General features: G+C 52.9%; 24 protein-coding genes. 13 read left to right on the forward strand and 11 right to left on the reverse strand.

What is annotated here, in order from left to right; all coding sequences use genetic code 11:
- Positions 1 to 13: 13 nt before the first annotated feature.
- Positions 14 to 2536 (reverse strand): ATP-dependent helicase HrpB, encoded by a 2523-nt coding sequence (gene hrpB, locus AACX99_RS18025; RefSeq protein WP_339413806.1) that lies wholly within the window; start codon positions 2534 to 2536, stop codon positions 14 to 16.
- A 316-nt stretch (positions 2537 to 2852) separates the two neighbouring features.
- Here hrpB and AACX99_RS18030 point away from each other — a divergent pair, with 316 nt between their 5' ends.
- From AACX99_RS18030 to AACX99_RS18075, 10 genes are all read left to right on the forward strand, one after another.
- Positions 2853 to 3467, forward strand: coding sequence for a hypothetical protein (locus AACX99_RS18030; protein ID WP_339413807.1), 615 nt, complete (start codon positions 2853 to 2855; stop codon positions 3465 to 3467).
- A gap of 24 nt (positions 3468 to 3491) precedes the next feature.
- Entirely contained in the window at positions 3492 to 4556 is a 1065-nt protein-coding gene (locus tag AACX99_RS18035; protein ID WP_339413808.1) for an ABC-three component system protein, read from the forward strand.
- Positions 4553 to 4993, forward strand: a complete 441-nt coding sequence (locus AACX99_RS18040) for an ABC-three component system middle component 2 (RefSeq protein ID WP_339413809.1) — start codon at positions 4553 to 4555, stop codon at positions 4991 to 4993. The genes AACX99_RS18035 and AACX99_RS18040 overlap by 4 nt, the downstream gene beginning before the upstream one ends.
- The gene (locus AACX99_RS18045; protein ID WP_339413810.1) at positions 4990 to 6852 is read left to right on the forward strand and encodes a hypothetical protein; all 1863 of its coding nucleotides are present in this window, start codon (positions 4990 to 4992) and stop codon (positions 6850 to 6852) included. Before AACX99_RS18040 ends, AACX99_RS18045 begins: the two co-directional genes overlap by 4 nt.
- 70 nt (positions 6853 to 6922) lie before the next feature.
- A complete protein-coding gene (locus AACX99_RS18050) occupies positions 6923 to 7279 on the forward strand; it encodes a histone-like nucleoid-structuring protein, MvaT/MvaU family (protein WP_339413811.1) in 357 nt (118 codons plus the stop codon).
- Between the two features lie 60 nt (positions 7280 to 7339).
- Positions 7340 to 7699 carry a hypothetical protein gene (locus AACX99_RS18055; RefSeq protein WP_339413812.1) on the forward strand — a complete coding sequence of 120 codons (360 nt, stop codon included), beginning with the start codon at positions 7340 to 7342 and terminating at the stop codon, positions 7697 to 7699.
- A 2-nt stretch (positions 7700 to 7701) separates the two neighbouring features.
- Positions 7702 to 8358, forward strand: a complete 657-nt coding sequence (locus AACX99_RS18060) for a DUF6988 family protein (protein WP_339413813.1) — start codon at positions 7702 to 7704, stop codon at positions 8356 to 8358.
- A gap of 258 nt (positions 8359 to 8616) precedes the next feature.
- Positions 8617 to 9111 carry a hypothetical protein gene (locus AACX99_RS18065; protein WP_339413814.1) on the forward strand — a complete coding sequence of 165 codons (495 nt, stop codon included), beginning with the start codon at positions 8617 to 8619 and terminating at the stop codon, positions 9109 to 9111.
- 9 nt (positions 9112 to 9120) lie between these two features.
- Positions 9121 to 9903, forward strand: coding sequence for a hypothetical protein (locus tag AACX99_RS18070; RefSeq protein WP_339413815.1), 783 nt, complete (start codon positions 9121 to 9123; stop codon positions 9901 to 9903).
- Positions 9904 to 10029: 126 nt separating this feature from the next.
- Entirely contained in the window at positions 10030 to 10668 is a 639-nt protein-coding gene (locus AACX99_RS18075) for a hypothetical protein (protein WP_339413816.1), read from the forward strand.
- A gap of 184 nt (positions 10669 to 10852) precedes the next feature.
- Here the strand turns inward: AACX99_RS18075 and AACX99_RS18080 are convergent, their stop codons facing one another.
- Complete coding sequence (locus AACX99_RS18080) at positions 10853 to 11725, reverse strand: hypothetical protein (protein ID WP_339413817.1); 873 nt, start codon at positions 11723 to 11725, stop codon at positions 10853 to 10855.
- A 335-nt stretch (positions 11726 to 12060) separates the two neighbouring features.
- On the opposite strand from AACX99_RS18080, the gene AACX99_RS18085 reads away from it, so the two are divergent.
- Both AACX99_RS18085 and AACX99_RS18090 read left to right on the forward strand, forming a co-directional pair.
- Positions 12061 to 12987 (forward strand): hypothetical protein, encoded by a 927-nt coding sequence (locus AACX99_RS18085; protein ID WP_339413818.1) that lies wholly within the window; start codon positions 12061 to 12063, stop codon positions 12985 to 12987.
- Positions 12988 to 13116: 129 nt separating this feature from the next.
- Positions 13117 to 13818, forward strand: coding sequence for a hypothetical protein (locus AACX99_RS18090; protein WP_339413819.1), 702 nt, complete (start codon positions 13117 to 13119; stop codon positions 13816 to 13818).
- 20 nt (positions 13819 to 13838) lie between these two features.
- Here AACX99_RS18090 and umuC read toward each other — a convergent pair whose 3' ends face one another.
- The 3 genes from umuC to AACX99_RS18105 form a co-directional block, all read right to left on the reverse strand.
- Positions 13839 to 15113 (reverse strand): translesion error-prone DNA polymerase V subunit UmuC, encoded by a 1275-nt coding sequence (umuC, locus tag AACX99_RS18095; RefSeq protein WP_339413820.1) that lies wholly within the window; start codon positions 15111 to 15113, stop codon positions 13839 to 13841.
- Positions 15110 to 15547: a LexA family protein gene (locus AACX99_RS18100; protein ID WP_339413821.1), complete on the reverse strand. Its 438-nt coding sequence runs from the start codon at positions 15545 to 15547 to the stop codon at positions 15110 to 15112. Before AACX99_RS18100 ends, umuC begins: the two co-directional genes overlap by 4 nt.
- 106 nt (positions 15548 to 15653) lie before the next feature.
- Positions 15654 to 15863, reverse strand: a complete 210-nt coding sequence (locus AACX99_RS18105) for a carbon storage regulator (RefSeq protein ID WP_339413822.1) — start codon at positions 15861 to 15863, stop codon at positions 15654 to 15656.
- Positions 15864 to 16212: 349 nt separating this feature from the next.
- Here AACX99_RS18105 and AACX99_RS18110 point away from each other — a divergent pair, with 349 nt between their 5' ends.
- A complete protein-coding gene (locus tag AACX99_RS18110) occupies positions 16213 to 16401 on the forward strand; it encodes a hypothetical protein (protein ID WP_339413823.1) in 189 nt (62 codons plus the stop codon).
- Between the two features lie 85 nt (positions 16402 to 16486).
- Here the strand turns inward: AACX99_RS18110 and AACX99_RS18115 are convergent, their stop codons facing one another.
- The 6 genes from AACX99_RS18115 to AACX99_RS18140 all read right to left on the reverse strand — a co-directional run bounded on the left by AACX99_RS18115 (position 16487) and on the right by AACX99_RS18140 (position 23538).
- The gene (locus AACX99_RS18115; RefSeq protein ID WP_339413824.1) at positions 16487 to 17722 is read right to left on the reverse strand and encodes an RES family NAD+ phosphorylase; all 1236 of its coding nucleotides are present in this window, start codon (positions 17720 to 17722) and stop codon (positions 16487 to 16489) included.
- Positions 17723 to 17803: 81 nt separating this feature from the next.
- A complete protein-coding gene (locus AACX99_RS18120) occupies positions 17804 to 20182 on the reverse strand; it encodes an AAA family ATPase (protein ID WP_339413825.1) in 2379 nt (792 codons plus the stop codon).
- Complete coding sequence (locus tag AACX99_RS18125; RefSeq protein WP_339413826.1) at positions 20179 to 20892, reverse strand: ABC-three component system middle component 1; 714 nt, start codon at positions 20890 to 20892, stop codon at positions 20179 to 20181. Before AACX99_RS18125 ends, AACX99_RS18120 begins: the two co-directional genes overlap by 4 nt.
- Complete coding sequence (locus AACX99_RS18130; protein WP_339413827.1) at positions 20892 to 22325, reverse strand: ABC-three component system protein; 1434 nt, start codon at positions 22323 to 22325, stop codon at positions 20892 to 20894. The genes AACX99_RS18125 and AACX99_RS18130 overlap by 1 nt, the downstream gene beginning before the upstream one ends.
- A gap of 453 nt (positions 22326 to 22778) precedes the next feature.
- A complete protein-coding gene (locus AACX99_RS18135; RefSeq protein ID WP_339413828.1) occupies positions 22779 to 23177 on the reverse strand; it encodes a DUF6957 family protein in 399 nt (132 codons plus the stop codon).
- 4 nt (positions 23178 to 23181) lie between these two features.
- Entirely contained in the window at positions 23182 to 23538 is a 357-nt protein-coding gene (locus tag AACX99_RS18140; protein ID WP_339413829.1) for a hypothetical protein, read from the reverse strand.
- Positions 23539 to 23857 lie beyond the last annotated feature (319 nt).

A 23857-nucleotide genomic window follows, 5' to 3' on the forward strand; every position in this document is an offset into this window, starting at 1 on the left:
CCCCCCGCCCATGTCAGCTCCCCCTCGGCTTCGCCCGAGCCGTAGGCTCCGCTTCCATCGGGTCATCCGGCCACCGGTGTTTCGGGTATCGGCCCTTCAGATCCTTCTTCACCTCTAGGTAGGTGCTGCGCCAGAAGTTCGCGAGATCCTGGGTCACCTGGACTGGGCGCCGTGCCGGCGACAGGAGGTGAAGCTTGATCGGCAGCTTGCCGCCCGCAATGCGCGGCGTATCCGCTAGCCCGAACATCTCCTGGAGCCGCACAGCCAGTACGGGCGGGGCCTCGCTGTAGTCCAGCTTGATCGACGATCCTGACGGCACTTTGATGTGGGTGGGGGCCAGCTCATCCAACTCCTGCGGCAACGGCCAAGGAAGCACGCCGCGCAGAATGGAACTGAGGTCTAACAGGCCGAAATGGCTCAGCCGGCTGACGTTGTTTAGATAGGGAAGCAGCCACGCCTCCAAGGTCGCCAGCAAGGCAGCATCCGCCAAATCCGGCCACCTACTTTGCCCATGCTGCGCCATATCCAAATCACGCAGCAGCGCCAAACGCGCCTGCCACTGGCGCAGCTCCGGCGTCCAGGGCAACAGATCCAAACCCTTCTTCCTCACAAGCCCCAGAAGCGCCCGACTACGCGCATCCGCATCGAGCTCCTTCAACGGCTCACGGCTCAACACCAGCTCGCCCACCTTGCGCTGTCGCTCAGCGACCAATGCCCCCGCACGCTCATCCCAATCGAGTTCGTCGACGACTGTTACCTGTTCAGCAAGCACACCATCAAACAAGGTGGGATCGAGGTCGGTCGCGAGGTAGATACGCTCTTCACGCTGGCCTTGCCTGCTACCCAACTCAGCCACCACCAGCCAGGAATGCTTCATCAACGCGTCGGGCTCGGTGAACATCGCCGCGCGCCCATTGGCGAGCCTGTACTCCCCTCCGCCTGCACGCCGCTGCTGGGCCACCCGGTCGGGATAGGCCAGCGCCAACAAACAGCCTATCCATCTGGGGTTCTCAGGGTCGCTCACGCCCTCAGTCACGGAGCCCCGCTGGTAGCTGCGGTACTGGCGGGCAAGCTGCTTGATCCGCTGAGCCGCCCCCTGGGCATGACGCGGCATTCGCTGGCTCCCCTCAAGCATCGCAAGCCTGCTATGCAGGTCAGCTCCACCACCAGACAGAACATCGCGCTCACCAAGCAGCGCCGCCACATCGCATGCAAGTGAACTTAAGCCAAGTGCGTGCCCTCTCAGCAGCAAATGAGCAATGCGCGGATGCGCCGGCACCTCCGCCATTGCCTGACCATGCAGACTCAGGCGCCCATCCGTCTCCAATGCGCCAAGCCGATCTAACAAATCTCGCGCCTGAGCGAAGGCCGCTGCGGGTGGCATATCGAGCCACCTCAGCTGATCGGGCGAAACACCCCAACGCCCCAATTGCAGAGCCAGAGCTGCAAGGTCTGCCTGGTGGATTTCCGGGGCACCGTAAGCAGCCATCTGCTCGTGTTGTGTTTGAGACCAAAGCCGGTAGCAAACACCTGGCTCCAAGCGGCCAGCACGGCCAGCACGCTGAGCTGCACTGGCTTGGGAAATGCGCTGTGTCGCGAGACGGGTCATTCCCCTGACGGGGTCAAATCGTGGCACCCGCTCTAAGCCCGAGTCGATCACCACTCGCACACCCTCGATGGTCAGGCTCGTCTCGGCAATGTTGGTCGCCAGTACGATCTTGCGCTTGCCCGCTGTGGCAGGTTCGATAGCTGCACGCTGCGCACTCAAATCCAATTCACCGTGCAGGGCACACAGCAGTATGTCGTCACGCCCAGACAGCTTGTCGCTGAGTTCCTGATTCACGCGGCGGATTTCGGCCTGGCCTGGCAGGAAGACAAGGATGCTTCCTTGCTGATCATGTACTGCGTCCAGGCAGGCTCGTATGACACGTGGCTCGATGTACTCACCGACTTGGAAGGACTGCCCCCACACCGTGTCCACGGGGAACATTCGCCCCTCACTGGTCACGACCGGGGCATCGCCCAATAAACTAGAAATGCGAGACCCTTCCAAGGTGGCCGACATCACCAAAAGCTTCAGTGGCTGCTCGTCGCGGAATAGCTCGCGACCATTCAGGCACAATGCGAGTGCCAGATCGGAATCCAAACTCCGCAAGTGGAACTCATCGAAGATGACAATTCCAACACCCTCAAGCGATGGGTCATCCTGTAGTCGGCGAGAAAGGATCCCTTCAGTGACCACCTCAATCCGCGTACGAGGCCCCACACGGCTCTCCAGGCGAATACGGTAACCAACGGTCTCACCGACCGTCTCGCCAAGCTCACTCGCCATACGCTCAGCAGCTGCACGCGCAGCTACTCGCCGGGGCTGGAGCATCAGAATGCTCTGTCCACCCAGCCACGCCTCGTTCAGCAGCGCTAGGGGAACGCGTGTGGTCTTACCAGCGCCTGGGGGAGCCTGCAAGACGACAGAGTCTTGCTCGGCCAGAGCGTGGCGAAGTGAGGGGATGGCGGCATCGATGGGCAGCTGGATCATGTTGGCTCCATATCAAGCTGCACAGTATATCGCTGAGGCAGACGCCCACTTTCCCCACTAACGCTGTCGTAAAACTTATACCGTCAAGGTGATGACCTAAGTGCGGCCCCAAAGCACCGGGTCACCACTCACATCCACCCCGCGCCCCTTAACGATCTAAGCCCTCATACCCCAAGGGATCAGCCAAAGGAGGCGGCCCGTGGATTCAACACCAGAACTTCCCTGCACATCCTTGCCACTAGTGCCGGCAAGTTGGCATTGCCTCTAATTGACCACGCAGGTTATAAGGCCTCATCTCGCCGATACGGATATCGCCATGCAATTCCCCGAATCCTTGAAATCCCTTGGACTAATAGTCACTGGCTTTACAGCGGGAATTGCGGCCTTTCAAAGCATTCTTTCCATAGCCGGTCTAGAGGTTGGCCCCCGCCACTCCTCGTGCCCCAATGGCCAGGTCGCCCTGCGGGTTGAGGCCTATCCATTTGACGCCAAGGTCGACATCAGTGAGCTCGACAAGCCGTTCTATAACGGCATGTGCCTCAACCAAGGCCGCTATGGAGTCACAGTCAAGGCCGACCGGTATCAACCAGAACACCGCGTTGTTCAGCTTGGAGCGTCGGATCAGATTTCGCTCTTTTCCCTAAAGCCCAAGATCATTGTCCATCTGGATAAGGAAAGCCTTATCCAAGATCGAAAATTTACTGGCGAAGCGATAACCATCAGGTTGATGGATATTGACGTGCGATCTGCCGTCCAGCTGATAGCGGACTTTGCAGGCAAAAACTTCGTCGTTTCGAATGACGTGGAAGGGACAATAAGTCTAGCGCTGGAGAATATCCCTTGGGACTTGGCGCTGGATTCAATACTGATCTCTACCGGAAATAAGCTTGAGGAAAGGAACGGGCTGTTTTATGTGTCCAAGAAATACTAATGCCCGATCCAAAAGGGGCTCGAAATGATTGAGAGCGAAATCCCTCCACCAAAGCCAGCTGATTTTTCTGCAACGGCCTTGGATGTCCAAATCGGAGCGCCCGTGCCCGTGCTGGACAGAATGTTAATAATGTCCTCCGACGACTGGGAGGATTTCACGCTTGAGCTCGTGCACTACCTCAAGGAGCAGTATCACAAAGTCACGAAATGCGGTGGCGGCGGGGATATGGGGCGTGACGTAATCGCCTATACCGCAACCGGATGGCGTAATTACCAGTGCAAGCATTATAAAGAAAAGCTTAGTGTTGAAGATGCCGTCTTAGAAATAGGTAAGATTTGCTATTACACCTATATCGGCGAGTACCCGCTTCCAGAGCGCTACTTTTTTGTGACGCCTAAGGGCTGTGGCACCAATCTCATCAAAGCCCTACAAGACCCGCAAAAACTGAAATCTGAGCTTTTAGGTCGATGGGAAAAAACGTGTGCAAGCAAAATTACTAAATCCAAAGTCATCGAACTGGATTCAGAATTTCTTGCACATATCGACTCCATTGATTTCTCGATCTTCGACGATATTCCTCCCCTGGCGTTGATTGAGCTGCACAGCAAAACCCCTTTCCATACGCTGCGCTTCGGGCTCTACAACAGAAGAAGGCCTGAAATACCAAAAGCCCCTGAAGCCATTGCGGCGTCAGAGCACATTTATACAGCGGCTCTGCTTGAAGCTTTTTCCGACAAAAAGGGAGAAGTCCTAGACCTGTCCTCTATCGCAAATTATCCAGATTTCAAAATTGAACTGAAAAGCGCCCGCAATAACTTCTACGCCGCCGAGTCCCTGGAGCGGTTCTCCAGAGACTGGTTGCCCAGCGGCTACTTCAGTGATTTGAAAGAAGAGTGCCACGAGGCTATATCTGCCACCGTGAACCAGCAATACACGGACGGCTATGCGCGCTACTTAAAGACTTGTGAAATATCGGCTCTTGCACAGTACAGCTCTCATCCACTCCATCCCTTTATAAAAATTCAAGACAAAAAGGGGCTGTGTCACCACATCGTCAATGACCAGGTTTTTCGGTGGGTTAAAAAATGAATCTACCAGTCGAAATATTCAATGGCCCGATTGAGGTCGGCACTCGCATAGCGCTGATTCTGGCCAATATTGAAAATATAGAGCTCAATCTTGATCAGCTTGCCTTCTTAGATTATGTTTTAATCTACTCCAAGGAATTCAATGGCGTAGCCAATATTCATCCACCTCTTCCAAATCACTTTGCCGAGATCATTAAGCGAAGAGAAACACTTCCCGCTACGCTGGCCTACTTCATATCCAAGGGCATAATCACTACAAGCATTGGTCGTGATGGCATAAAGTACAAGGCCACCGACAAGGCGATTTACTACACAAGCGCGCTGAAATCCTCTTACTACAAAAAGCTTATTCAAAATCTCTCGTGGATCGAGAACAACATTGATGAGCTGTTTGAGGAGCAGAAAAGCTTGTTTACCACAAGGGTTCGCTACAGATGATTATTCGCAGCCTGACTGTCAGTGGCGAGAACAAAGTTTCCTCTGCACTATTTTTTGAGCGCGGCGCCAACATAGTCGTGGGCGCATCCGACACCGGTAAATCCTACGTCGTCCAGTGCATAAAATTTATTCTTGGCGCCGAGGAGCCGCCCAAACCTATCGATGAGTCTACCGGCTACACCACACTGACCGTTCAGTTCGAGCATGACGATGGCTCTGGCTTCACCTTAACGCGGGAACTGAGCGAAAAGGCACCCATATTTCTGTATGAGCCAGGTTGCTCGCCTCGCAAGCTCAAAACGAAGCATCAGTTTGGCGACCTCAACAATTTATCGAACTACTTCCTGGACAAGATCTCCTTAAGTGATAAGAAGCTTCTCCAAGGAAAGGAAAAATTAACCACCACCTCGCTGTCTCTGCGAAACCTAGAGAAGGTGTTCGTTATCGATGAGACGAGGATTGTGGCCGAATACTCACCCTTGGGAACGGGGCAGAATAATGAAGCCACGTCCGAACTATCGCTGCTGCGCACTTTACTAACCGGGGTGGATGACTCCGAGGCTGCATCGATCAAGAAAGACTTGGCATCCAAATCCACCCTGAATCAGAAGATTTCCACCGTCGAGTATTTGTTAGGGCGGCTTTACCCTGAAGGAAAGGTGCCGCTGGAGACCGAGATCGATGAACTTGAAGAGAACCTGGAAGCACAAGAAATTCTCCTCGAACTCAGAGAGCGGGAGCTTAATGCCCTGATCTCTGAAAATGATCACCTGTTAAACTTCAAGCAATCAATATCAATCAATCTTTCGGCGGCAGTTGAATCTCTTGCAGAAAACCAAGGGCTGATGGATAGACTTGTCTCACTGCAAGGCAAATATCATTCTGATGCGGAGCGCCTTTTAGGAATAAGCGAGGCCTCTGGCCTACTTGAGCTATACGAGGAAGTTCTTTGTCCAACCTGTGGCAGCAAAGTCCCCCATGAGCATTTAGAGAACTTTCCTACAGATATCCTGCCTGCTGTAGAGGCCGAAAGTGCAAAAATTGACTTCCACCTGAACGAGCTTTCGGTTGCACTCGCAGACTTAGGCAATACAATTTCTACTGAACAAGCCTCAATCAACAGCCTGAGGGATATTCTCTCCAAAACTGAACAGAAAATTTCAATGTCCTTTACTGACGTATTGGACGCAGTGAGTGGAATTAGAGATAACTGCAACGAGCTGAAGCGAAAAATCCTGGCACTCCGACATAAAGCCAGCTCCTTCGACGAGCTTGTCCGTGAGCTGGATCTACTCAAAGGAAAGCTCGATGAGAAGCAAAATGATTACGCAATTCCAGACTTTGACAACGAACTCAAACAACTGTCGGCAGCCGTAGAAAATGTCTTGGCGCGCTGGGACTTTCCTAACCACAAGCCAACTGAGTTCGACACGAAGAAACGAGACTTGGTGATCGCTGGCAAGAGAAGACCTCACTTCGGAAAGGGTTATCGCGCCATCGGCTTTGCGTCGTTTGTCATTGGCCTCATGCAACACCTTGCCCCACTGGGTCGACACCCTGGTTTTGTAGTACTCGACTCGCCTCTTACCACGTACAAACAAGCCGACCAAGACCGTGGCGAAGAGCAAAGCGAAGCTGACAAGATTGCCGGAGACATGGTGTATTCGTTCTATAGCGATGTTGCCGAAAACTACAAGGATCGGCAGATCATCATCTTCGACAACCAAGAACCCGACGTATCTCTGATCCCAGCCGTGACCTATTACCATTTCTCGAAAAATAGGAATATGGGAAGATTTGGGTTCTTTCCACCTGTTGACGGGAAGGACTACTCTCAAGTCCAAAGGGAACCGCGCTAGAGAAACCTGTGGGCATTGCTTAGCGCCTGCGAATGCAGTAAAAAACTAATCTCTAAAAGTAGGACTGACGATGTCTATTATTGCCGAATACAAAGCCCTCGAAGCCCAAATCGCTGAGCAACAAAAACGCCTCGAAGCCCTTAAAGGCGACGATAAGCTCAAGCGCGAAATCGAGTTTGAAACCAAACTCCGCGCCCTGCTAGCTGACTACAACTACTCCCTGCGGAACGTGATCGCTCTGCTCGACCCAAATGCCGGCAAAGGTGCTTCTGCCCCTGTAAAAGGTGCTCGCCGTGAGCGCGCTCTGAAACGCTACAAGAACCCGAACAACGGTGAGGTTGTGGAAACCAAAGGTGGCAACCACAAGATTCTGAAAGCTTGGAAAGAGCAGTACGGCTCTGAAAAAGTAGAAAGCTGGCTGCAATAAGTTAGTATCAGTTTCAACGAAGGGCCGCATTCGCGGCCCTTTTTTGTTGCTGGAAGACACATGACGCGCGACGATCAACGAGCCGTCTGGGCAATTGCGCTGGCAGAGTACGCCGTTCAAGCCCTGGAGCTGAAAGTGCTTGGTTATCTTTCCACGTTCCTAGAAAGCAGCCTCGCTCAGGAACTACCGCGCCATGTCAGCGCGGAAGGTTTGGCGCAATTGAGTGGGCTTTTATTGGCCAACATTGAGTCAGGAGAACGCCCGCTACTCGGGGCCCTTCGTACTATGAACCGAGAGCACTGCCAGGTTCTGCGACGCCTTCAAGGGCGGCTAACAGTCTCCCTCCTGGCCGACCTACCTGCTTCCGTTATCCCCACAGGTTTACTCCGGCTCAGAGCTCAGCTCGACTTCGGGATGTAGTCATGGATATGAACCAACTTTTGGCACGATCAGCAGAGCTCGAAGCTCGCGTCGCGGAGTTTCTTGGGTTGCCTCTTTTCGATGACTCCAGCCGCCTCCGGGCTGTTCGCTCAGTTGCAAGTCTCGGCTTCGAACACGCTCAGAGCTTGAAGTATCTGACTGCTGCTGGACTCTGCACGTCAGCCTCTGCGCTCTTGCGCGTGCAGTATGAGGCCCTAGTACGAGCGATCTGGATGCACCACTGTGCGAGCGATCAGATGGTAGAGATCATGCTGGCCGAACTGACACGCGAGACGGCCAAGCAAGCGAGTAGGATTCCGATGCTGAGCCAGATGCTCGATGAGATCGAAGCGAAGGCACCTCACGTGCCCGTGGCGAGTTTGCGCGAGTTCAAGCACTACTCTTGGAAACCCCTGAGTTCATATGTCCACGGCGGTATTCACGCAGTGCACAGACATGGCCGAGGCTTCCCAGTTGAACTCGCGCTCATGCAGATCCGCCACTCCAACGGCCTATTGGGGCTGGCAGGCAACCTGCTGTTGATCATCGCTGGTACGCCTGCCGAGGCTGGCGTCATGGGGAAGATTTACAAGGAGTTCGCCGACTGTCTTCCACCTGCCGAGCCTCCTTGCCCGAGAACCACTGAGCCCGCGCATTAGCAGGGCACTCACTGCCTCAGGGAGTACAGAGGTGCGACTGAAAGACCCGGTACGGGTTTGCCCTGCCCGTAGCCCTACATCCCTGAGCACCTGCCCCAGAACCTCTCGGTGCTGGTGCAGCGTTATCCGACTGAGGTACACGCTGTGACGTGAAAGCTGCTTTGATAGATCTGCCTTCGAGAGTGCATTTAACGCTGCCCTCATCGAGAGCGCGAAGCTATCGTTCAAGGCATGACGCAGCTTGCTGGAGAAGAGGATATGACCCTGGTTGAAGAGGCACTTGCGGCAGAACTGCCGAAGGCGGCCATTGATTTCTTCGTCGTCTTTTCAAGATTCGAGTGCGCACTGAAGCGGTCGGGGGCGTACGCAATCGGTAACGAAGACAGGGTTGATCCTGACTGGGATGGTTTTGCCCGAGACCTTGGCCCTGCCTTCTTAGAACAAGTTATCGAGCAAGGAATTGCCCCTGTATTGGTTAACCGTCCGCCTAAAAAGCAGGTGAAGCTAGCCGATGGATCGCTAGGGTGGAAGGACATAGGGCCTGTTAAGAACACGGCGGAGCTCTTTCTGGCCATCCGTCGAGCTCGCAATAACCTGGCTCACGGCGCGAAGTATCGCGACGGAGACACTGGCCATATAGATCTCGTCGAGGGATCCGAACGAGACGATGAGCTTCTCAATCAGTCAATGGCGGTGCTGGGGTTGGCTCTGAGGGCGCGCCCTGAAATCCACGGCGTCTTTCGGCGCTACTGAGGAGTGGTTATGAATGAACCCGAAGAGAACAAAAACACGTACGCATATTTTCAGATGTGGGAGCCGTTTCGTCAGTCGCTGATTGAGCAGCACCGGTTCTACATCGATCAGGGTAAAAAGAAGCTGCTCTCCCAATTTGAGAATATAGAGCAGGAAGCGGACGAAGCCGGGACGCGCTGGCTAGAAGGCCACGCGCACCGCTTTGACCCTGACCGGCACGATCCAGGGGACTTCGAAGAGGACGCCTACCATGTGGGCATCGAGTACTACCAGCTACTGAGCGAGCTGCGAGACCAAACCGGTCTCAGTCTTGTCGCAGGAATGTTCCACGCTTGGGACAAGCAGCTCCGTGGCTGGTTGTTGAAGGAGATACGGCATTGGCATATCGGCAAACATGTCACCAACAAAATCTGGTCAGCCAGTTTTGAGGACATCGAAGAGTTCCTGGACGGCCTTGGTCTAGCGAAGAAGGACTCCAACTATCTCAAAAAGCTAAGTGCGTGCCGCTACGTCGTGAATGTTTACAAGCACGGAGACGGCAAATCCCTGGAAAAACTGAAAGAAAAGCATCCCGAATACCTGCGTACCCTCCTCCCTGGAGTCGATCCCACCGATGCAATTTGGCTGGATCACACCCATCTTGCTGTTTCCAATGAGCAGCTGGATGAGTTTTCTAGTTCCATTGTCGAGTTCTGGCAGTCCCTGCCAGGCAGCATCTATGGGAACGCTGGTGAAACGACGCCGAGGTGGTTCGATATTGCCTTGGAGCGAGATATTGGGGAGCGTTCCTGAAGCAGCCCAGGCGCCTCCTTAGCAGGGGGCTTCGCTAGACATCAAAAAAATCTGACCGTGACGAGGCTGAACTACGTGGACGGATGCTGGCGGGTTACCGTTAACTGGGTTGGGAGTCGGACAGGCTTGGAGCATTTTCTTGAGCAGGTCGAATCTCGGCTTTTCCTGACGGGCGATACTCTGGAGGTCGATCCGGCTGAGCTAAAAGACTGTAAAGAAGCCGGCGACGCGCACGATCATGCGGAAGGGATAGTTCAAGCAGCTAGCGCAGCAGCCTCACTGGCAGCTCCTGGGCTGAAATTTGATGTTGCTACGGTAATCGGGGGGAAGGCAGGGATGCCTCCATCCCAGTATATCTTTGCCAACGTGACGGCTGGGTTGCAGATCGGCAGTTCGTGCCATCTCGACGTCTATGACACCTCTGGCAATAGGATTTTGCCAGTCCGTTGGCCAAGTCATGTACTCGATCAGCCTTTGGTTAAGCGCGCTTTGGAGATTCTTGCCTCTCTTGAAGACCGCGATTGGGGCGGGCTGTTCAAGCTAATTGAGCTGCTGCAAAGCGACAGGGCACCGTTGGCCAAATGGGAACTGAAGGCTCGATTGGAAAGGATCAGCCGCCACGCAAATAGCCCTACTGCGGTAGGACTCAATGCTCGGCATGCGGTTGAGAGGAGTGCCCCACCCAGTTCATCTTTGTCGTTCGCAGAGGCAGTTGGCGACGTCAGAGAGGCCATCACTCGGTGGATCGAATCGAAGTCTGTTTAAGCAATTGTGCGCGTAGGATTCGGAAACACCGAGCCGCGTGTGCACGTAGCTCTTCAACCGGATGGCTCGCTTGTTGTGCCAACGGTACGCAACGGCAACGTTGTCCGGTACGGGGCCGTCCACTATCGCTAGGTCTGCGTCTAGGAGTTCTGGAACGATTCAGCTCTGCACCATCACATGGCTTCTAAGGGGCGAAGACGAATTTCTCACCAGGAACCAGGTTGAAGTTGCAGTCTTCAGGGCGCAGGCCGTTCTTCTTGAGAGCATTTATGGACTCACCTTTTTCGGTCAGGTCTCGCAGCATTTGGTGCTCAAGGTCTTCCAGGTGAGACAGCATATGCAGGAAGCCCTCCAGCACTTCTTGATTGTCTTGCATGAGCTGCAATTTGGACTCCTCAACTGACCTGATGTTGAGCGGTTGAATTCCCGAGTGGGCTGCTTCTGAATTCCTCAGCCGGTTCACCAAGGCCATGTGATCCATAGCGCAATGCTCAAACTCAAGGCACAAATGGAATGGGTGTGCCAGCGTGCCAACGAGCGATACCAAGTGGGGCTTCTTACCATCATGACGCTTGCAGTCTGGACACGGGGACTCTAATAGAGCCCCCAAGGCCATTCGTCCGTAACGGGTCTCTGGAATCTGGGTGCAGTACAGGAGCTGCTTGATTGCGACCTCACAGAGCCGTGCCGAGTACAGGAGCACTTCGTTGTAGAGGCGGACTCGCTCCACCTCTGCATCTACTTCGTTGTGGTCTGGCGTGTCGGTAGTTGCGTACTCATGAGCGGCGTTAATGGCCCGCGCCATGAGCAGTTGCAACGTCACACCGCTGGTGGTGTAGGGATTCGTGAAACCACCCCACGAAGGGGGTGTCGGTGCTGGCATTAGGGCTAGCTGTCCCCGCTGCTGCATCCACGCCCGCATATCGCCTGCTAGTGGCAGGATGTTCAGCCCGGCGATTCTCTCTCCCAGCCACCGAAATGCCTGCTGATGATAGCTCCACGAGTGGTGGCTACCGTGCCACTCACGTTTTGATGGTGTTGCAGTGGTGTTGTTCATCATTGAAGTACCGAAGCCGCTGAAGAGGCTGCCTTGGATCCTAGAGCTGAGCTTGCCGGCCAGAATGGCTCCCGCTTCCTAAAGCCAACATTGGACTCATAATTACGCCCTAGAGAAAAGGACATATAGTAAGCGTGAGTTTCTGAGGCACCTAGGCCCGGATAGCTAGCCGCAAACGGAGTTCAGTTGTGCTGTATCCGAAGGCGATGCCTGAAGCGGTGCACAGCCATCAAGGAGCCTCAGATAGTCGATCTAGCACAAGGCAATCTGCAATAGAGTCGGGCTCAAATCCACTGCTATATGCGAATTCTTGGCCATCTGGAGGGCCTCGAAAAATGACACAAACGCTCTGCCCCTATTCGCTTCTGCCTCTTTCTTCCGCAGTCTCCAACGATGAACACATACTTCCAGTTGCACTGGGGGCCCCAGCGAGCTTCACCGTGCGGGCGCATGCGGAGGAAAACAGCCGCCTAAATGATCTTATCGACGAGCCAACAGTAACGGATCCGCTGGTTCGCTTCATTGCGATGACACAGGGAGTTGTTTCGAGATCAGGCGATGTTAAAGCTCTACTGGAAGGTACAGTGGATGGTACTGGCGAGGCAGTACGAGCGACATTTTCTCAAGCTGGGCTAAACCTGAGCTTCCAAGCTCCAGTTGATAAAGACAGCCAAGGCAGGGTGAGCGGTGTTCGTGGTTTCGGCGATGCCGCCCGACTGCTGGCACAACAGATTGCAGCTAATTACGCGAAGAAAGGAATCACAGTTGAGCTCGGCGACGAGACCAGTCGTGAGAAACCGAGATTGAATATGCAGCTAGTCGGAGATATGCCGCTAATCCGTCAGCAGCTGTTCAAAATCGCCTATTTGATGACCGTAAGGGTCTTCGGAGATTCTGCGATCAGTGGAGCTAGCGGCATTACGCTTCGATCTGCGATGTATGCCAAGGATGAAAAAGAACTGGAAGAACTTGGTGTTCAGGGTGCGATATTCCGACCTCTGCCCCTCGGTTTTGCGCGCTCGGCGGGACATGGTGAGCACGCTATAACGTGCGCCTATATGACGGGCACCGGCCTGATCGTATCCGTTGATCTATTCGGATGCTTTACCCTTTTCACGGTTACTTCAGCAGAGGGAATCGAAGCCGATGAGGGTACAGGCGAAGTTGCTGTCATCAATGTTGCGACTTCAAAGCTCACTAGCACGCCCTACTTAGAGGCGCTTCCAGCAATAGTGGCATCCGCATTTCAGGCCTCAACCTAGGCCATGAAGCCAAACCGCGCGGGAAGCTCGCACCTCTAGCAGCATTCTCTAGCAGTCTGTTACCAGCGCCCGCTTCCCACAGAAGTGGGCGTATATTCGGTTGGTCTAATAGCCATCAGGCATCTCATCTTGAAAAGACTTTTCCGAAGCTTGGCCCGAGCGGCCTCATTTCTGAAACGCATGGTATTCATTGCGTTGTCATTGGCCGTTCTTTACTACGGTTTCCGCACCAGTTACCGCCTGCTTGATGACGCCATGATTGAAAGCGGCGACTTCGTTACACTGGTGATAACGGTCGTTGTCTCCAGCTTCGTCTTGGCCTTCCTAGGCGAGCTTTCCGAAGTATCCATTGGGGGTTACGTCATCAAGCTCCGCGAGGCGAAGCATGAGGCCGAGGTGACCATCAGCCAACTGCGTACGCTGCTGGTAGCCACCTTCGAGCCACAGCTAGAAATGGCTATGCAAGTGGGCGGCGGATTTAGTGATGCTCGCGGGCCAAGAGATCAGCGAGTTGACCGTTTTCTACGACTGCTTGAGTCCATCGAGAAGGCAGGCGCGACAGAATCTCTAAGGCCGAAAATACGAGAGCAAGCCACGCTCCTTGCCAAGTTCCAGTACAACCGAATCGTCGGACTCACCAAGGCCGTGCCCATTCGATTTGAGCCCGAAACCCCTCTACCTACTCCAGCTGAAGCGAAAGCTGGAATGTTCAAAGAAGCAGCCCTTAGCGCGTTGGCTGACGTGTACGGCGTAAGCTCTACGGGAATGCAGGAGTTGGCCGACGACTCGTTAGCTGCATACACCCGGCTCTATGAAATCGCGCACCTATAGCGAGCAAACGCACTGCGGATCTAGCCACGAACACCGATCACCTCGTCCCACCGTGTCGTGTACCCCTGGCTCAGCATCTCCCTGCGCATCGCCCAAGCCGGCTTCGCCGGCACTCGGCCAATACGTACTGTGCCCCTACCTTCAAGCAGGTTTATCTGGTCGACGACCTTCATCAGTCGCTCAGCGCCAGGGCGAGATTTGGGCGCAAATAGATCCGGCGTCAGCTCACACCGCTGGCTCAGATCCATCAGCAAAATGGAGCACTTGGAGAAGGGATATCCGGGTCGGTAGATCTGACCCAGGCCTTTCTGGGCGAGCGCTAGAATTTCTCGCGTGTCGTCGGTGGGCGCAGGCAGGGCCAGGGTGATTGCGTTGGCGTAACGCGGCCCATCGAGATCGGCAAGTTGAGTCTGGATGCCTACCTGGATAGTGCTGCATATCGAGCTCTGGGCGCGGAGTTTCTCAGCGGCGCGGGTCACATAAGCGGCCATGGCCTCGCGAATGGGAGCCAGCTCGGTTTGGCGTACCCCAAACATTTTACTTGAGCAGATCGCTTCTTTCGGGGGCGGGCCTTGGTGGAAGCCAATGCAGCTAATACCACGCAGCTCCCGCGCGGTGCGCTCCATGGTCACGCCGAAGGTTGTGCGCAACGTACCGATATCGAACTGCGACAGATCCCAGGCAGTGGAAATATTTAGAGCCGCAAGCTTGGCCGCCGAGCGATGCCCCACACCCCAGACTTCAGACACTGGCGCCAGACGAAGAAGCTTCTCTTGGCGAATCGGATCAGTCAGATCGAGCACCCCACCTGTGCCCTTCCATTTCTTCGCGGCCCAGTTCGCCAACTTGGCCAAGGTTTTGGTCGTGCTGATGCCGACGCCAACAGGCATACCGATCTCACAGGCCAGGCGCTCGCGGATGCTCCGACCCAACGCTTCAGGATCAGCAACACCAGACATGTCTCCCCAGGCTTCGTCGATTGAGTACACCTCAATGCCAGGCAGCATCTCAGCCATGACCCGCATCACTCGATTGCTGATATCCGCATAGAGGGTGTAGTTGCTGGAGCGGGCTACCACGCCCTGGCGCCGCATCTCATCGCGCACCTTGTAGTACGCCGCGCCCATGCCGATACCCAGTGCCTTGGCTTCAGCTGTGCGGGCGATTACGCAGCCGTCGTTGTTGGATAGCACCACGACTGGGCGGCGCTTGAGTTCCGGCTGACAGATGCGTTCGCAGCTGCAATAGAAGCAGTTGCAGTCGACAAGCGCGAACACTCGACGCGGGGGACTCATGACGACACACAGCTGACTACCCAGGACACTACGCCCCAGACCTCGATAATCTCTTCGCCATCAAGCTGCACATCGGGAATGATGGGGTCGGCGGCCTTGAGCCAGCGACCTCCGAACAGGTCGCGTTGAACCAGCCGCACCCGGTAGCCCTGTCCACTCAGGTCGACCACCACCAGCTTGTTATCCACGTGGCTTGCCGCTCGATTCACGATGAGTCGATCACCAGGGAAGATCCCGAAGCCCAGCAGCGTGTCATCCAGCACGCGTACACCCCAGATGTGCGGAGCACCGAGCCCCGTCAAGCGATCAAGAGAAAGCCCTTCTTCCTTCTCGTCTTCGGCTGGCGACTGGAAGCCGGTGATACGCAGGTCAGCCACATCAGCGAGCAGGCGCTCTCGCAGACGCTCACCACGAGCAAGGATAGAAAGAGACATCAGGGCACTTCCACGAATACTGTATATAGGTACAGTATTCGAGATGGCGCGAAATTGGTCAACCGAAGGCCCGGTCAACGCGACAGGAGGAGGTGTAGTCCGATAGTCAGGCGCCGATCAGCTCATCGCGGAGGATAAGCACCTGCTTCGGTGCTTCGATGCTAATGCGCAATTGACTCTGGCCCTGGAAAGCCCCTACGTGAACAGTGATACCGTCGCGCAGCAGCTGCTTGAAGAGTTTCTCCGTGTCGACGCCGGGGTCAATGGTCAGACGAATTGCCTCGCCTTCACGGCGAGTGACGGTCAGATATCCCATGAGGCAAATCCTTTGCTGATTAGGGGAATACGCATCCTTCGAAGACAGTCTAGAACAAAGTGACGGATGTCGAATGTGCAACCGCGCGCGACGTGAGGAGCAAGGTATGTGCGGTGGAGTAGAAGCCCGTGAAGCTGACAAAGTCTGGAAGATTTACTTCCCGAACCCAAGGGCGGCCCTCCCTGTGCTGCTGGAAGATAGCCGCCAGCTCGATTGGATTACGTGGGGCAGACGCAAGGAGCAGCCTGGCAATGGGCCCCAAGGGGGGTGGGCAAAGCTCAGCACGGTGCAAGCAGGCGGATGGGATAAATACCGGCCTCGCCGTGGCTTCGCCATGGTGCAGAGATTTATGGAGAAGGAAGGTCAGCCAGGCGAGAAGAATCGGGCGTCACACTGGTTCGATGTGCCTGATGGCTACGCCCTGGAATGCCTAGTGATTGGCGAGGGGGAGCAGCGACGGGTCTATGTGGTGACCACTGCCACACCCGCAGAACATGCCTGGATTCATGATCGGTGGCCGATACTGACAGCGCTTTAAGTTGGATACCCGGTTCTCTCAAAAACGCCCGCGAAATGAATTTGGCGATGTGTTGCAGGCACTCTGACAACCTCGCTTGGAGCGTTTAAGGCCAGGCCTCATCCGTCTTGTAACTCACGGAGCAGACGTGGTGAATCCTGGCTGCATCAGAGGATATATGAAGGGCGAACTTGGGACGCCAATCAGGTGCCTGCATGCTTTCGGGTCTTCCCTTGTCGAAGAGTACAAAGTTGACTCCTCCGTCGTGCTGCACAGAACGGAACATAATGCCGTCAAATGCCTGGGGCTCGTAATAGCGAATAAATTCAGCCAGTGCTTGAGTCACCACATAGTCCGTGTCCTGAGCTCTAGAAGGGCGGGCAATTTCGTCGTGCAAGTACTCCAGCAGACGCCGACGGTCAGACCTCATCTGGAAGCCGGGGTTGAAGAGGCTGAGGGCGCTATGGTCGAGCCTGTTGTCGAGCGCAGTGAAATCAAAAAGCGTAAGTGGAGCCCTAGTCGTGAACTGTCCCACCACCACCGCATCGCCAATGGATGGCCGAACCTCAGCAATGGATGTAGTCACGTCATTTGCAACGTACAGCAATGAAATACCAGCGGGACTCATTCGATTGTTTGCTGCACGCGTCTTCGGTGGGGCGCCAAGCTCGTTAGTAGGATCCTCCGCGAACTTCACGGCTTCACGAGCGTCGTTAGCTATGCGTGCGCGGTACACGAATGTACCTGCGGGAAGAGTCGTGATGACGGCAGACTTTTCAGGGGCCTCTGCACTTTTTGCACCGATTGCCTCGGCAACAAGCGACTCGAAGAACTCTCTTGCCTTGTCATTGAAAAAGCGGCGGCCATGAGTTAGCTCATGCGCGATGTCTTCCCAATCCGATACTACGTGCAAATGCTCTTCCGACTTCGAACTGAAGGGGCTGGGCCTCTTACAGTACTCTTGTCCAGGGCTGTAAAACTCCTCGCCATCGGCCCTGGGATCGACCAAGTGCTCCGCAATCGTCTCGTATACACCCTGGCTCCTGCATCTAATCGCTTCGCTGACCACTTTCCCCAGGGTCATTTCATAGCCAGGATGAAGACCGATATCCACCTTGAAATGCTTCGGTAGGTAGTCGCGTATGAAGCGGGCAATACGTTTCGACCCAAGGGCTTTGCGGGTGAGGTTGCCGCATGCAGCGCAGGTCTTATCGGCTATCAGCATAGGCTGAAGTTTTCTCAGGATAGGGTCTTCTAAGCACTCTTGGCAGACATACATTCCCTCTTCATTTTCGACTTCCAAGAAATACTTCTGTAAGTGCGCCCTAGTGTTGTAACGCATTTCTATTCCGTTCGTTATCGATGTAGTGTTTGGTCTGGCACCGACTCTGCCGTTTAGATTAACCACATTACCGGGAACGCATTAACTGCCACTTTCCGAGCTGTAAATATACTTATTGCTTGGTACGTATTCTTTCCTTTGCATGATATTGATAATTTTAACGTTCTCATCGTGCTTTAGGTACTTGTAAGTAAAGTATCTGGCCACTTTATCTTCATGTGTTGACAGGATGATCTGTTTTTCACTGAAGTCGTTACGCAACACCTCGACCAGTGAGGACATGTTGATGTCGTCCATGGTCTGTACAGGGTCGTCGATTAGGATGCTGGAGAACTTGGTGGCGTAGACCCGATGCAGAGCCAAAGTAAGGGCAATAACAACTGCGGATATTTGTCCCGAGCTCATGGTATTGAGAATGTCGTGGTCACTCTCCCAGTTGGAAACCATGCGGACATTCTTCAGCTCGTCCTCGCCTGTGGGGTCTTTGATGAATATGCCCTGGCCAAGCCCAGCTTGGTGAGTCTGGAGGATCTTGCCTGAATAGATGTAAAACGGGATCTCGATGTCGGTGATCAGCGTTTTCCGGTATTGCCGAATTTGAGTTCGCACAGCCGTAATGAGATCACCTACGTCACCCGCAGCGCGCTCAAGTAGATCACTCTGTCTTGTAAGCTTGACGAGCTCCTCAGCAATACCTTTCAGAGAGCTGAAATAGAGGCTCTTGATGTAGCTCTCTTTTTTATCGAGCAGGGCTATGCTGACCTGAGACATCTTGTCCTGTTCGCCGTTGAAATAATCCCTATAGATTCTGTCAAATACGCTGGCACCATTTGCTTCGTAATAACCATCTGGCGCTGCGCCGATTGTCGAGCGTATCCGCTCACATAGGTCATCGGTCGTCTCAGCTATGTAGTTATCTCCGCCCTGCGTAGGAAAAGTGGTCGCCAGCAAGTCATCGTGCTCGATGCGCTCGGATAGTAGCCATTTCCGGAGCTTCTCAAAGCGCTCTTTCGCTGCTAGCGCTTTAGATAATGAGAGCAAATCCTTCTGGGACGAAGCCGGCGTTTGTTCCAAATAAGTGGCACAGGCTTGAAGCAAGGGTGAAAGATGACTCGTGTTGAAAGCATCCCTAGCGGCCACCAGAACCTTATCTTGCCCCGATAGTTCTGATCTAAGTAGGTGGCCATGCTGAGCTATAACGTGAGACAACGCATCATGGGCTTGATAATCCTGCCCGCAAAGCAAGCATGCAGACTCATTTGGCATCTTCTGAAGCCCTGCAAACATGGCGTCGTGGTGCTTGATGAGCTCTGTGTAGATGGAGTTAAGTCCACTCGTTTTGCTTTCCTCTTCTATAAGGGATTGGAGCGCAGATTCAAATACAAGGCTGCTTCCTAAACTCAGGGCTTGGAATAGCGTCTCAACATTTTGGATTGTGCGGATTAGTTTAAGATCACCACTTCTAAGTGTCGTATAAAATTTCTTGATAAGCTGATATGTGTTGCTCTGCTTGACATGCAGGTCATGTTCGTTGATGAAGTTGAAATAACCAACGTATAGCTCAAGGACTTCTCGCTGGAGAATGGCACTTTCAAATCTACGGTTTCTAAAGAAAAAACTCTGATATCCAAGAAGATTCTTGATATTTATTATTTCTATCAAGGAGCTATTGAGCTTCTCCTGGTTTAGCTCTGCAATCGTGATTGCATCCCAGAAGGGGGGCTTTGGGCCGTCGGCTAGCCACGGGAGAACGTAAAAGTGTTGTTCGATGGTGCCTGTTGCGATGTTGGTATCAGCATCGATTTTGAACTGGCGTTTGATGTTATCTATCCGGGTGATAACGGCTCTTTTTGACACAGATAGCTTTCGGGAAATATCTGAAAGTCTATTTAGTTTCTCATCAGCTTCTCGGGTGTCGCCGAATAATTGAGCGAGCTCTTCGGCCCGTCTCTCCTCATTGTTCGTCTTCAGGAATCGAGATGTTTCTTCTTGCTGCACATAATGGAATAGTAGGAAGTCCCGCGAGAAATCCTTGCTGTCAAAGTATTGCTCCAAGGAATTTTGACTTGAGGGCACTGGCGTTCCCTCTACAATCTCATTGAGCTCCCAAAGCTCTGTGAATCTGGAGATTCTCTTGGAAATGTTAGGGATTTGATCCTTAAGCTTCCGTTGAAATATTTTCACTTGGGATTTTTTGTCTTTGAACTCCAGAACTATCTCAACGTTTCTGGCACCTTGATGCGCAACGACCACGTCTGATGGGTTTTGGCGATTTTCCAAGGTGATAAGGCGAGTAATATTTCCTGTCAGACCTAGCTCAATGGCATCAAAAACGGATGTTTTTCCATATCCATTCGGGCCGTCAAGTAGGACGAGATTATTATCCTCAAAGCTGATGGTGTATGGCTCGCCGCCAAATATCTTGAAGTTCTTGAGGGTGATTTTATTCAGATTAATCATACCAACTCACCCCATATCCGCTCGACTTGCTGGTGGATATTTTCGTCAGTCCACTCTATTTCGGGATCCATCAGTCGGTTGTAGATTGAAGACTGGGTTGGGGTGAGGGACTTTTCAATTTCAAGGCTCAAATTAATGAGCTGCTGTTCCTGCGGGCTGTAGGTCACGAACGGAAGCTTGAGCGCGGTCTTTAGTATGAGCGAGTAATGGCCATTGCTGCCCTTATGATTGTTCTTGAACTCCAAGAAGCTTCTTCCGCCTTCGGCGTTAACTATTTCGTTTATGACATCATTGGTTATCTTGTCAATACTGTTCTGGGTAAGGTAATTTTTTAGGGATTCAAGTTCTTTTGGGGTATAAGCTATGACGTTTTTCTTGAAGTTGTATTGGTCTTCCTCAAGGGAAAGTATTGTTTGTCTGTTGATCATGTTCTCTTCGTGGCAAAGAAACATGGTGCAGTTTTTCTCGAAAGGTCTGTCTACTTTCCCCGAGTCCCTGATTGTCTCGAATAGCTCCTGAGCTTTTTCTTCTAGTATGGCTTGCGCCGCCGTCTCTGACTGCTCATGCATCTGTAGAGTGACGAAGTATTCCTCTCGTTTGACTTCCTCTGTTGGGCAGAAAAGATAAATGTCCTGATTGTCGAGTGGTAACTCGATATTAACCAGCTTATAACCGTTATTGAAAAGGATGTTATTGATGATTTTGATCATTACGTTAATGCATCCTTTGCAGCTTCTATGGGAACAAGGGTTATAAGCTTCAATACTTCGTCTCTCTTAGGGCGAGGGTCGGCACCTGCTGCTGACGGAGCGTCAGTGTGCATCATCGAAGACGGTGAAAATGAATGGGATTCAAGACCATTGTAAATAAGGTTTTCGACTTCGAACAAAATCTCGCTCATATTCGGGTTTGATGTGATTTTCTTTTCGATATGGCTTGCGCGAGCGGTGTTAGTTATGGTTGTTGGCAAGTAATTTTGATATGGCAGTGTGGTTGTGCGGTAGGTGAACTTATACCTTGAGGCGTTGTGCGAGGCTCGCTCGAAGTTTATCGTGTGGAGGATCCTTATCAGTACGTGGCGGATACCATCTTTGTCTGTCGAAAAGGCATTGTCTGTATTGTTGTCGTGCTGTAAATAAATTTGAGGAGAGAAGCTGCGATAATGTGCCCATAGATCTTGTGGGGGTAGATTCAGGAGAAGATTTGTTGCCTCCTTTAAGTTGCAGTAATTGTCATCCTCTGGATGCTCGTAGTCTTCAGGGTCGCCCATGTATTCATCTATTAAGTGGGCAAACTGGTCTTTAAATTTATAGGCTAGATAATCCTTGCTAACATCTTCATGATCAATCTCAAGGGCTCCAGCAATTTCCATGAAGGTTATTGGGATCTTCGTTTTTCCTTGTTTGTTTTTATGTCGCTGAATGATGTACCTGTCTATCATTCCGAGAAAGTAATGAAAGGATTTATCCAAAAACTCATGCGTGATTGGTTTTCCTCTAGCCGCAAGTGCTATGGAAATTTCTGTCTTTATCTTTGTGTTGATGTTTTCTAGGTCGCAAAACCTGTTGCCATCGTCATATTGATATGCGTCAAGTCGGGCGATGGCATCATTTTGGCCGTTATGGATAGAGGCTAGCAGTGCATGTAGATTATCTGCTGTACTACCCGTGAAAGCTGCCTTCAGTATGGCGGCTGGCTTGGGGATATTTGTACCGTTGGATGAGGCTTTTTCGAGTATCGTACTTCCATCTTTAGGTATTTGGTTTTCATATTGATTTAGAATGATGTTTAGATCATCTTGTATAGATGTTGTCAGATTTTGAAAGTTTGGCTTGGTATTAATTATCTTCCAAGTGTGGATTCTCCCGATAACGCCTGGATGCTTGTATAACTCTACTATGAGCCCAAGCAGTGCGTCGGAGTAACTACTGTAGGTGCTGGAGTTGTATGCTTTGACTTGGTGGAGCGAGACGGGGGCCCCATCGCGTCGGATCTCGAAGTCCTCTGTGGCTTCAAGCATCAAGCTGTAGCTCGACAGATCGGCTCCCACTGGCTGAGCGTTTATTTGCGTGAGAACGTAGTAGAGGGCGACCTTGCCTTGGTAGTTGAAGCCGCTCCAAGAAGGAGACGCATCGAAAGCCATCAGAAAACTCCAGCACTACATGTGACCAAATACACGAGTGGAAACGGCAGCGTGGCTTCGACGTTTCCCTACGACCATGTCGATACTAGGCGATATTTCGTGGCAGAGTGCCATCTTTATGTAGTGCTTGCGTCGCTCGCTAAGGCGCGCACGCCTCGGTTCGAGTGCATGGAAGCGCGGGTTCAATCGCCTATACTGTGTGCCATATCTCAACGGCAGTACACGCTCCACTAGTGTGTCCATGTGAGACGCAACGCTATGTCAAACGACTATTCGGATTGGATCAAAAAACTCTCGCTGAGCGTACGCAAGATCCAGTATGACCCGTGCAGCTCAGCTTGAAGAATGTCAGACGTTCTCACTCGATGACCGTCTTGAAACCGTCCAGAAGACTCCGCATTTGCATGCTGGTGCGCCAAGCAGTCCTGTAGTTCAGAAGAAACGGTTTTGTGGTCAAAAAATCCGGCCTACTGTCTCAATCGCTGCGCGCTTTCGCACGCCATCTCCCAGCAAGATGTAGATCGTGTGCAGCGTCTGGAACATAAAGCCATCATGGAAAGCATGCAGGGGGGACGTGCGCACGAAGTCACCAACATCCCAGCGTCGGTTGCTATCGTAGATCACGGTATGGGCATAAACGATGACGGGCTGGCGACGGGTTTTTCCTAGCGCTTCGAGTTGCTCGGCGGACACGTCTAGATCAATCCAAACCCAATCTCGGACAATGCAGTAATCAGGGTATCGAAAGCGCTCACGTACGATCCTGAGGGCTTCGTCTTCGGTTACCTGCGAGCCAGGCATGGGTACGCCCTCGCCGTAAAGAAGGTCGGTTATTTCTTGTAATTCGCTCACGTCATTAGTTCCCAAAATATCGTTGTATTGGGGCGGGGGCGGTGTAGATGACCACGTCAGACCCACGCTCCACCTGATTCGCCATGAGCTCGATGGGGCCGCCGAATCTGAACATCCCGAACTTTGTATAAAGGCGGTGGAACAACTCTCCGCTCTTGGTTCGCTCTTCGGTGAGCTTGAAGACGTCCGCGATACCGACCCCCACGTTGTCAGGAAAATCGCAAGAGAACACGGTCTGGAAAGACCTCACGAAGAGCCCCTCTCCAGGGCTGGCGAGCGTCCGTTTAACGAGCTCCGGATCATTTGTGGAGACCGTGCTCACGATGCTCTGTTTGTCCGAGCACGCCAGGGTGATGTGCATCCATGGCTCGCGCCCTTTCTTCATCAAGCTCCATGCGCCGGGTGCATCGGAACTAAATGTGAAGTCGGATTTGCCCTTTTGGGATCCCATCGTTCTGCCTCTCTCCGCTTTAAATATCCGTCGCATCTCGAAGAAATCCCATGAGGCAATCCTGCTCATCGGGATAAAGCGGAGCAAAAGTTGTGGCTCGATTTTTTTCGGGGCGCATATAGCAGGGCCTCTGGTTGGCATCTGGACTTAGGGACGACAGCTCGATCTCGTCACGCCCAATAGATTTCTTTTGGCATTTATTGACGGAGGTGCTAAGCAGTCTTTTGCG

It is taken from the genome of Pseudomonas sp. EA_35y_Pfl2_R5, assembly GCF_963970805.1.
Lineage (GTDB): Bacteria > Pseudomonadota > Gammaproteobacteria > Pseudomonadales > Pseudomonadaceae > Aquipseudomonas.

Excerpts from the sequence above, each read along its gene's own strand:
- hrpB (WP_339413806.1), bottom strand. The coding sequence starts at position 2,536 with ATGATCCAGCTGCCCATCGATGCCGCCATCCCCTCACTTCGCCACGCT.
- AACX99_RS18030 (WP_339413807.1), top strand. The coding sequence starts at position 2,853 with ATGCAATTCCCCGAATCCTTGAAATCCCTTGGACTAATAGTCACTGGC.
- AACX99_RS18035 (WP_339413808.1), top strand. The coding sequence starts at position 3,492 with ATGATTGAGAGCGAAATCCCTCCACCAAAGCCAGCTGATTTTTCTGCA.
- AACX99_RS18040 (WP_339413809.1), top strand. The coding sequence starts at position 4,553 with ATGAATCTACCAGTCGAAATATTCAATGGCCCGATTGAGGTCGGCACT.
- AACX99_RS18045 (WP_339413810.1), top strand. The coding sequence starts at position 4,990 with ATGATTATTCGCAGCCTGACTGTCAGTGGCGAGAACAAAGTTTCCTCT.
- AACX99_RS18050 (WP_339413811.1), top strand. The coding sequence starts at position 6,923 with ATGTCTATTATTGCCGAATACAAAGCCCTCGAAGCCCAAATCGCTGAG.
- AACX99_RS18055 (WP_339413812.1), top strand. The coding sequence starts at position 7,340 with ATGACGCGCGACGATCAACGAGCCGTCTGGGCAATTGCGCTGGCAGAG.
- AACX99_RS18060 (WP_339413813.1), top strand. The coding sequence starts at position 7,702 with ATGGATATGAACCAACTTTTGGCACGATCAGCAGAGCTCGAAGCTCGC.
- AACX99_RS18065 (WP_339413814.1), top strand. The coding sequence starts at position 8,617 with ATGACCCTGGTTGAAGAGGCACTTGCGGCAGAACTGCCGAAGGCGGCC.
- AACX99_RS18070 (WP_339413815.1), top strand. The coding sequence starts at position 9,121 with ATGAATGAACCCGAAGAGAACAAAAACACGTACGCATATTTTCAGATG.
- AACX99_RS18080 (WP_339413817.1), bottom strand. The coding sequence starts at position 11,725 with ATGAACAACACCACTGCAACACCATCAAAACGTGAGTGGCACGGTAGC.
- AACX99_RS18085 (WP_339413818.1), top strand. The coding sequence starts at position 12,061 with ATGACACAAACGCTCTGCCCCTATTCGCTTCTGCCTCTTTCTTCCGCA.
- umuC (WP_339413820.1), bottom strand. The coding sequence starts at position 15,113 with ATGAGTCCCCCGCGTCGAGTGTTCGCGCTTGTCGACTGCAACTGCTTC.
- AACX99_RS18100 (WP_339413821.1), bottom strand. The coding sequence starts at position 15,547 with ATGTCTCTTTCTATCCTTGCTCGTGGTGAGCGTCTGCGAGAGCGCCTG.
- AACX99_RS18105 (WP_339413822.1), bottom strand. The coding sequence starts at position 15,863 with ATGGGATATCTGACCGTCACTCGCCGTGAAGGCGAGGCAATTCGTCTG.
- AACX99_RS18110 (WP_339413823.1), top strand. The coding sequence starts at position 16,213 with ATGGAGAAGGAAGGTCAGCCAGGCGAGAAGAATCGGGCGTCACACTGG.
- AACX99_RS18115 (WP_339413824.1), bottom strand. The coding sequence starts at position 17,722 with ATGCGTTACAACACTAGGGCGCACTTACAGAAGTATTTCTTGGAAGTC.
- AACX99_RS18120 (WP_339413825.1), bottom strand. The coding sequence starts at position 20,182 with ATGATTAATCTGAATAAAATCACCCTCAAGAACTTCAAGATATTTGGC.
- AACX99_RS18125 (WP_339413826.1), bottom strand. The coding sequence starts at position 20,892 with ATGATCAAAATCATCAATAACATCCTTTTCAATAACGGTTATAAGCTG.
- AACX99_RS18130 (WP_339413827.1), bottom strand. The coding sequence starts at position 22,325 with ATGGCTTTCGATGCGTCTCCTTCTTGGAGCGGCTTCAACTACCAAGGC.
- AACX99_RS18140 (WP_339413829.1), bottom strand. The coding sequence starts at position 23,538 with ATGCACATCACCCTGGCGTGCTCGGACAAACAGAGCATCGTGAGCACG.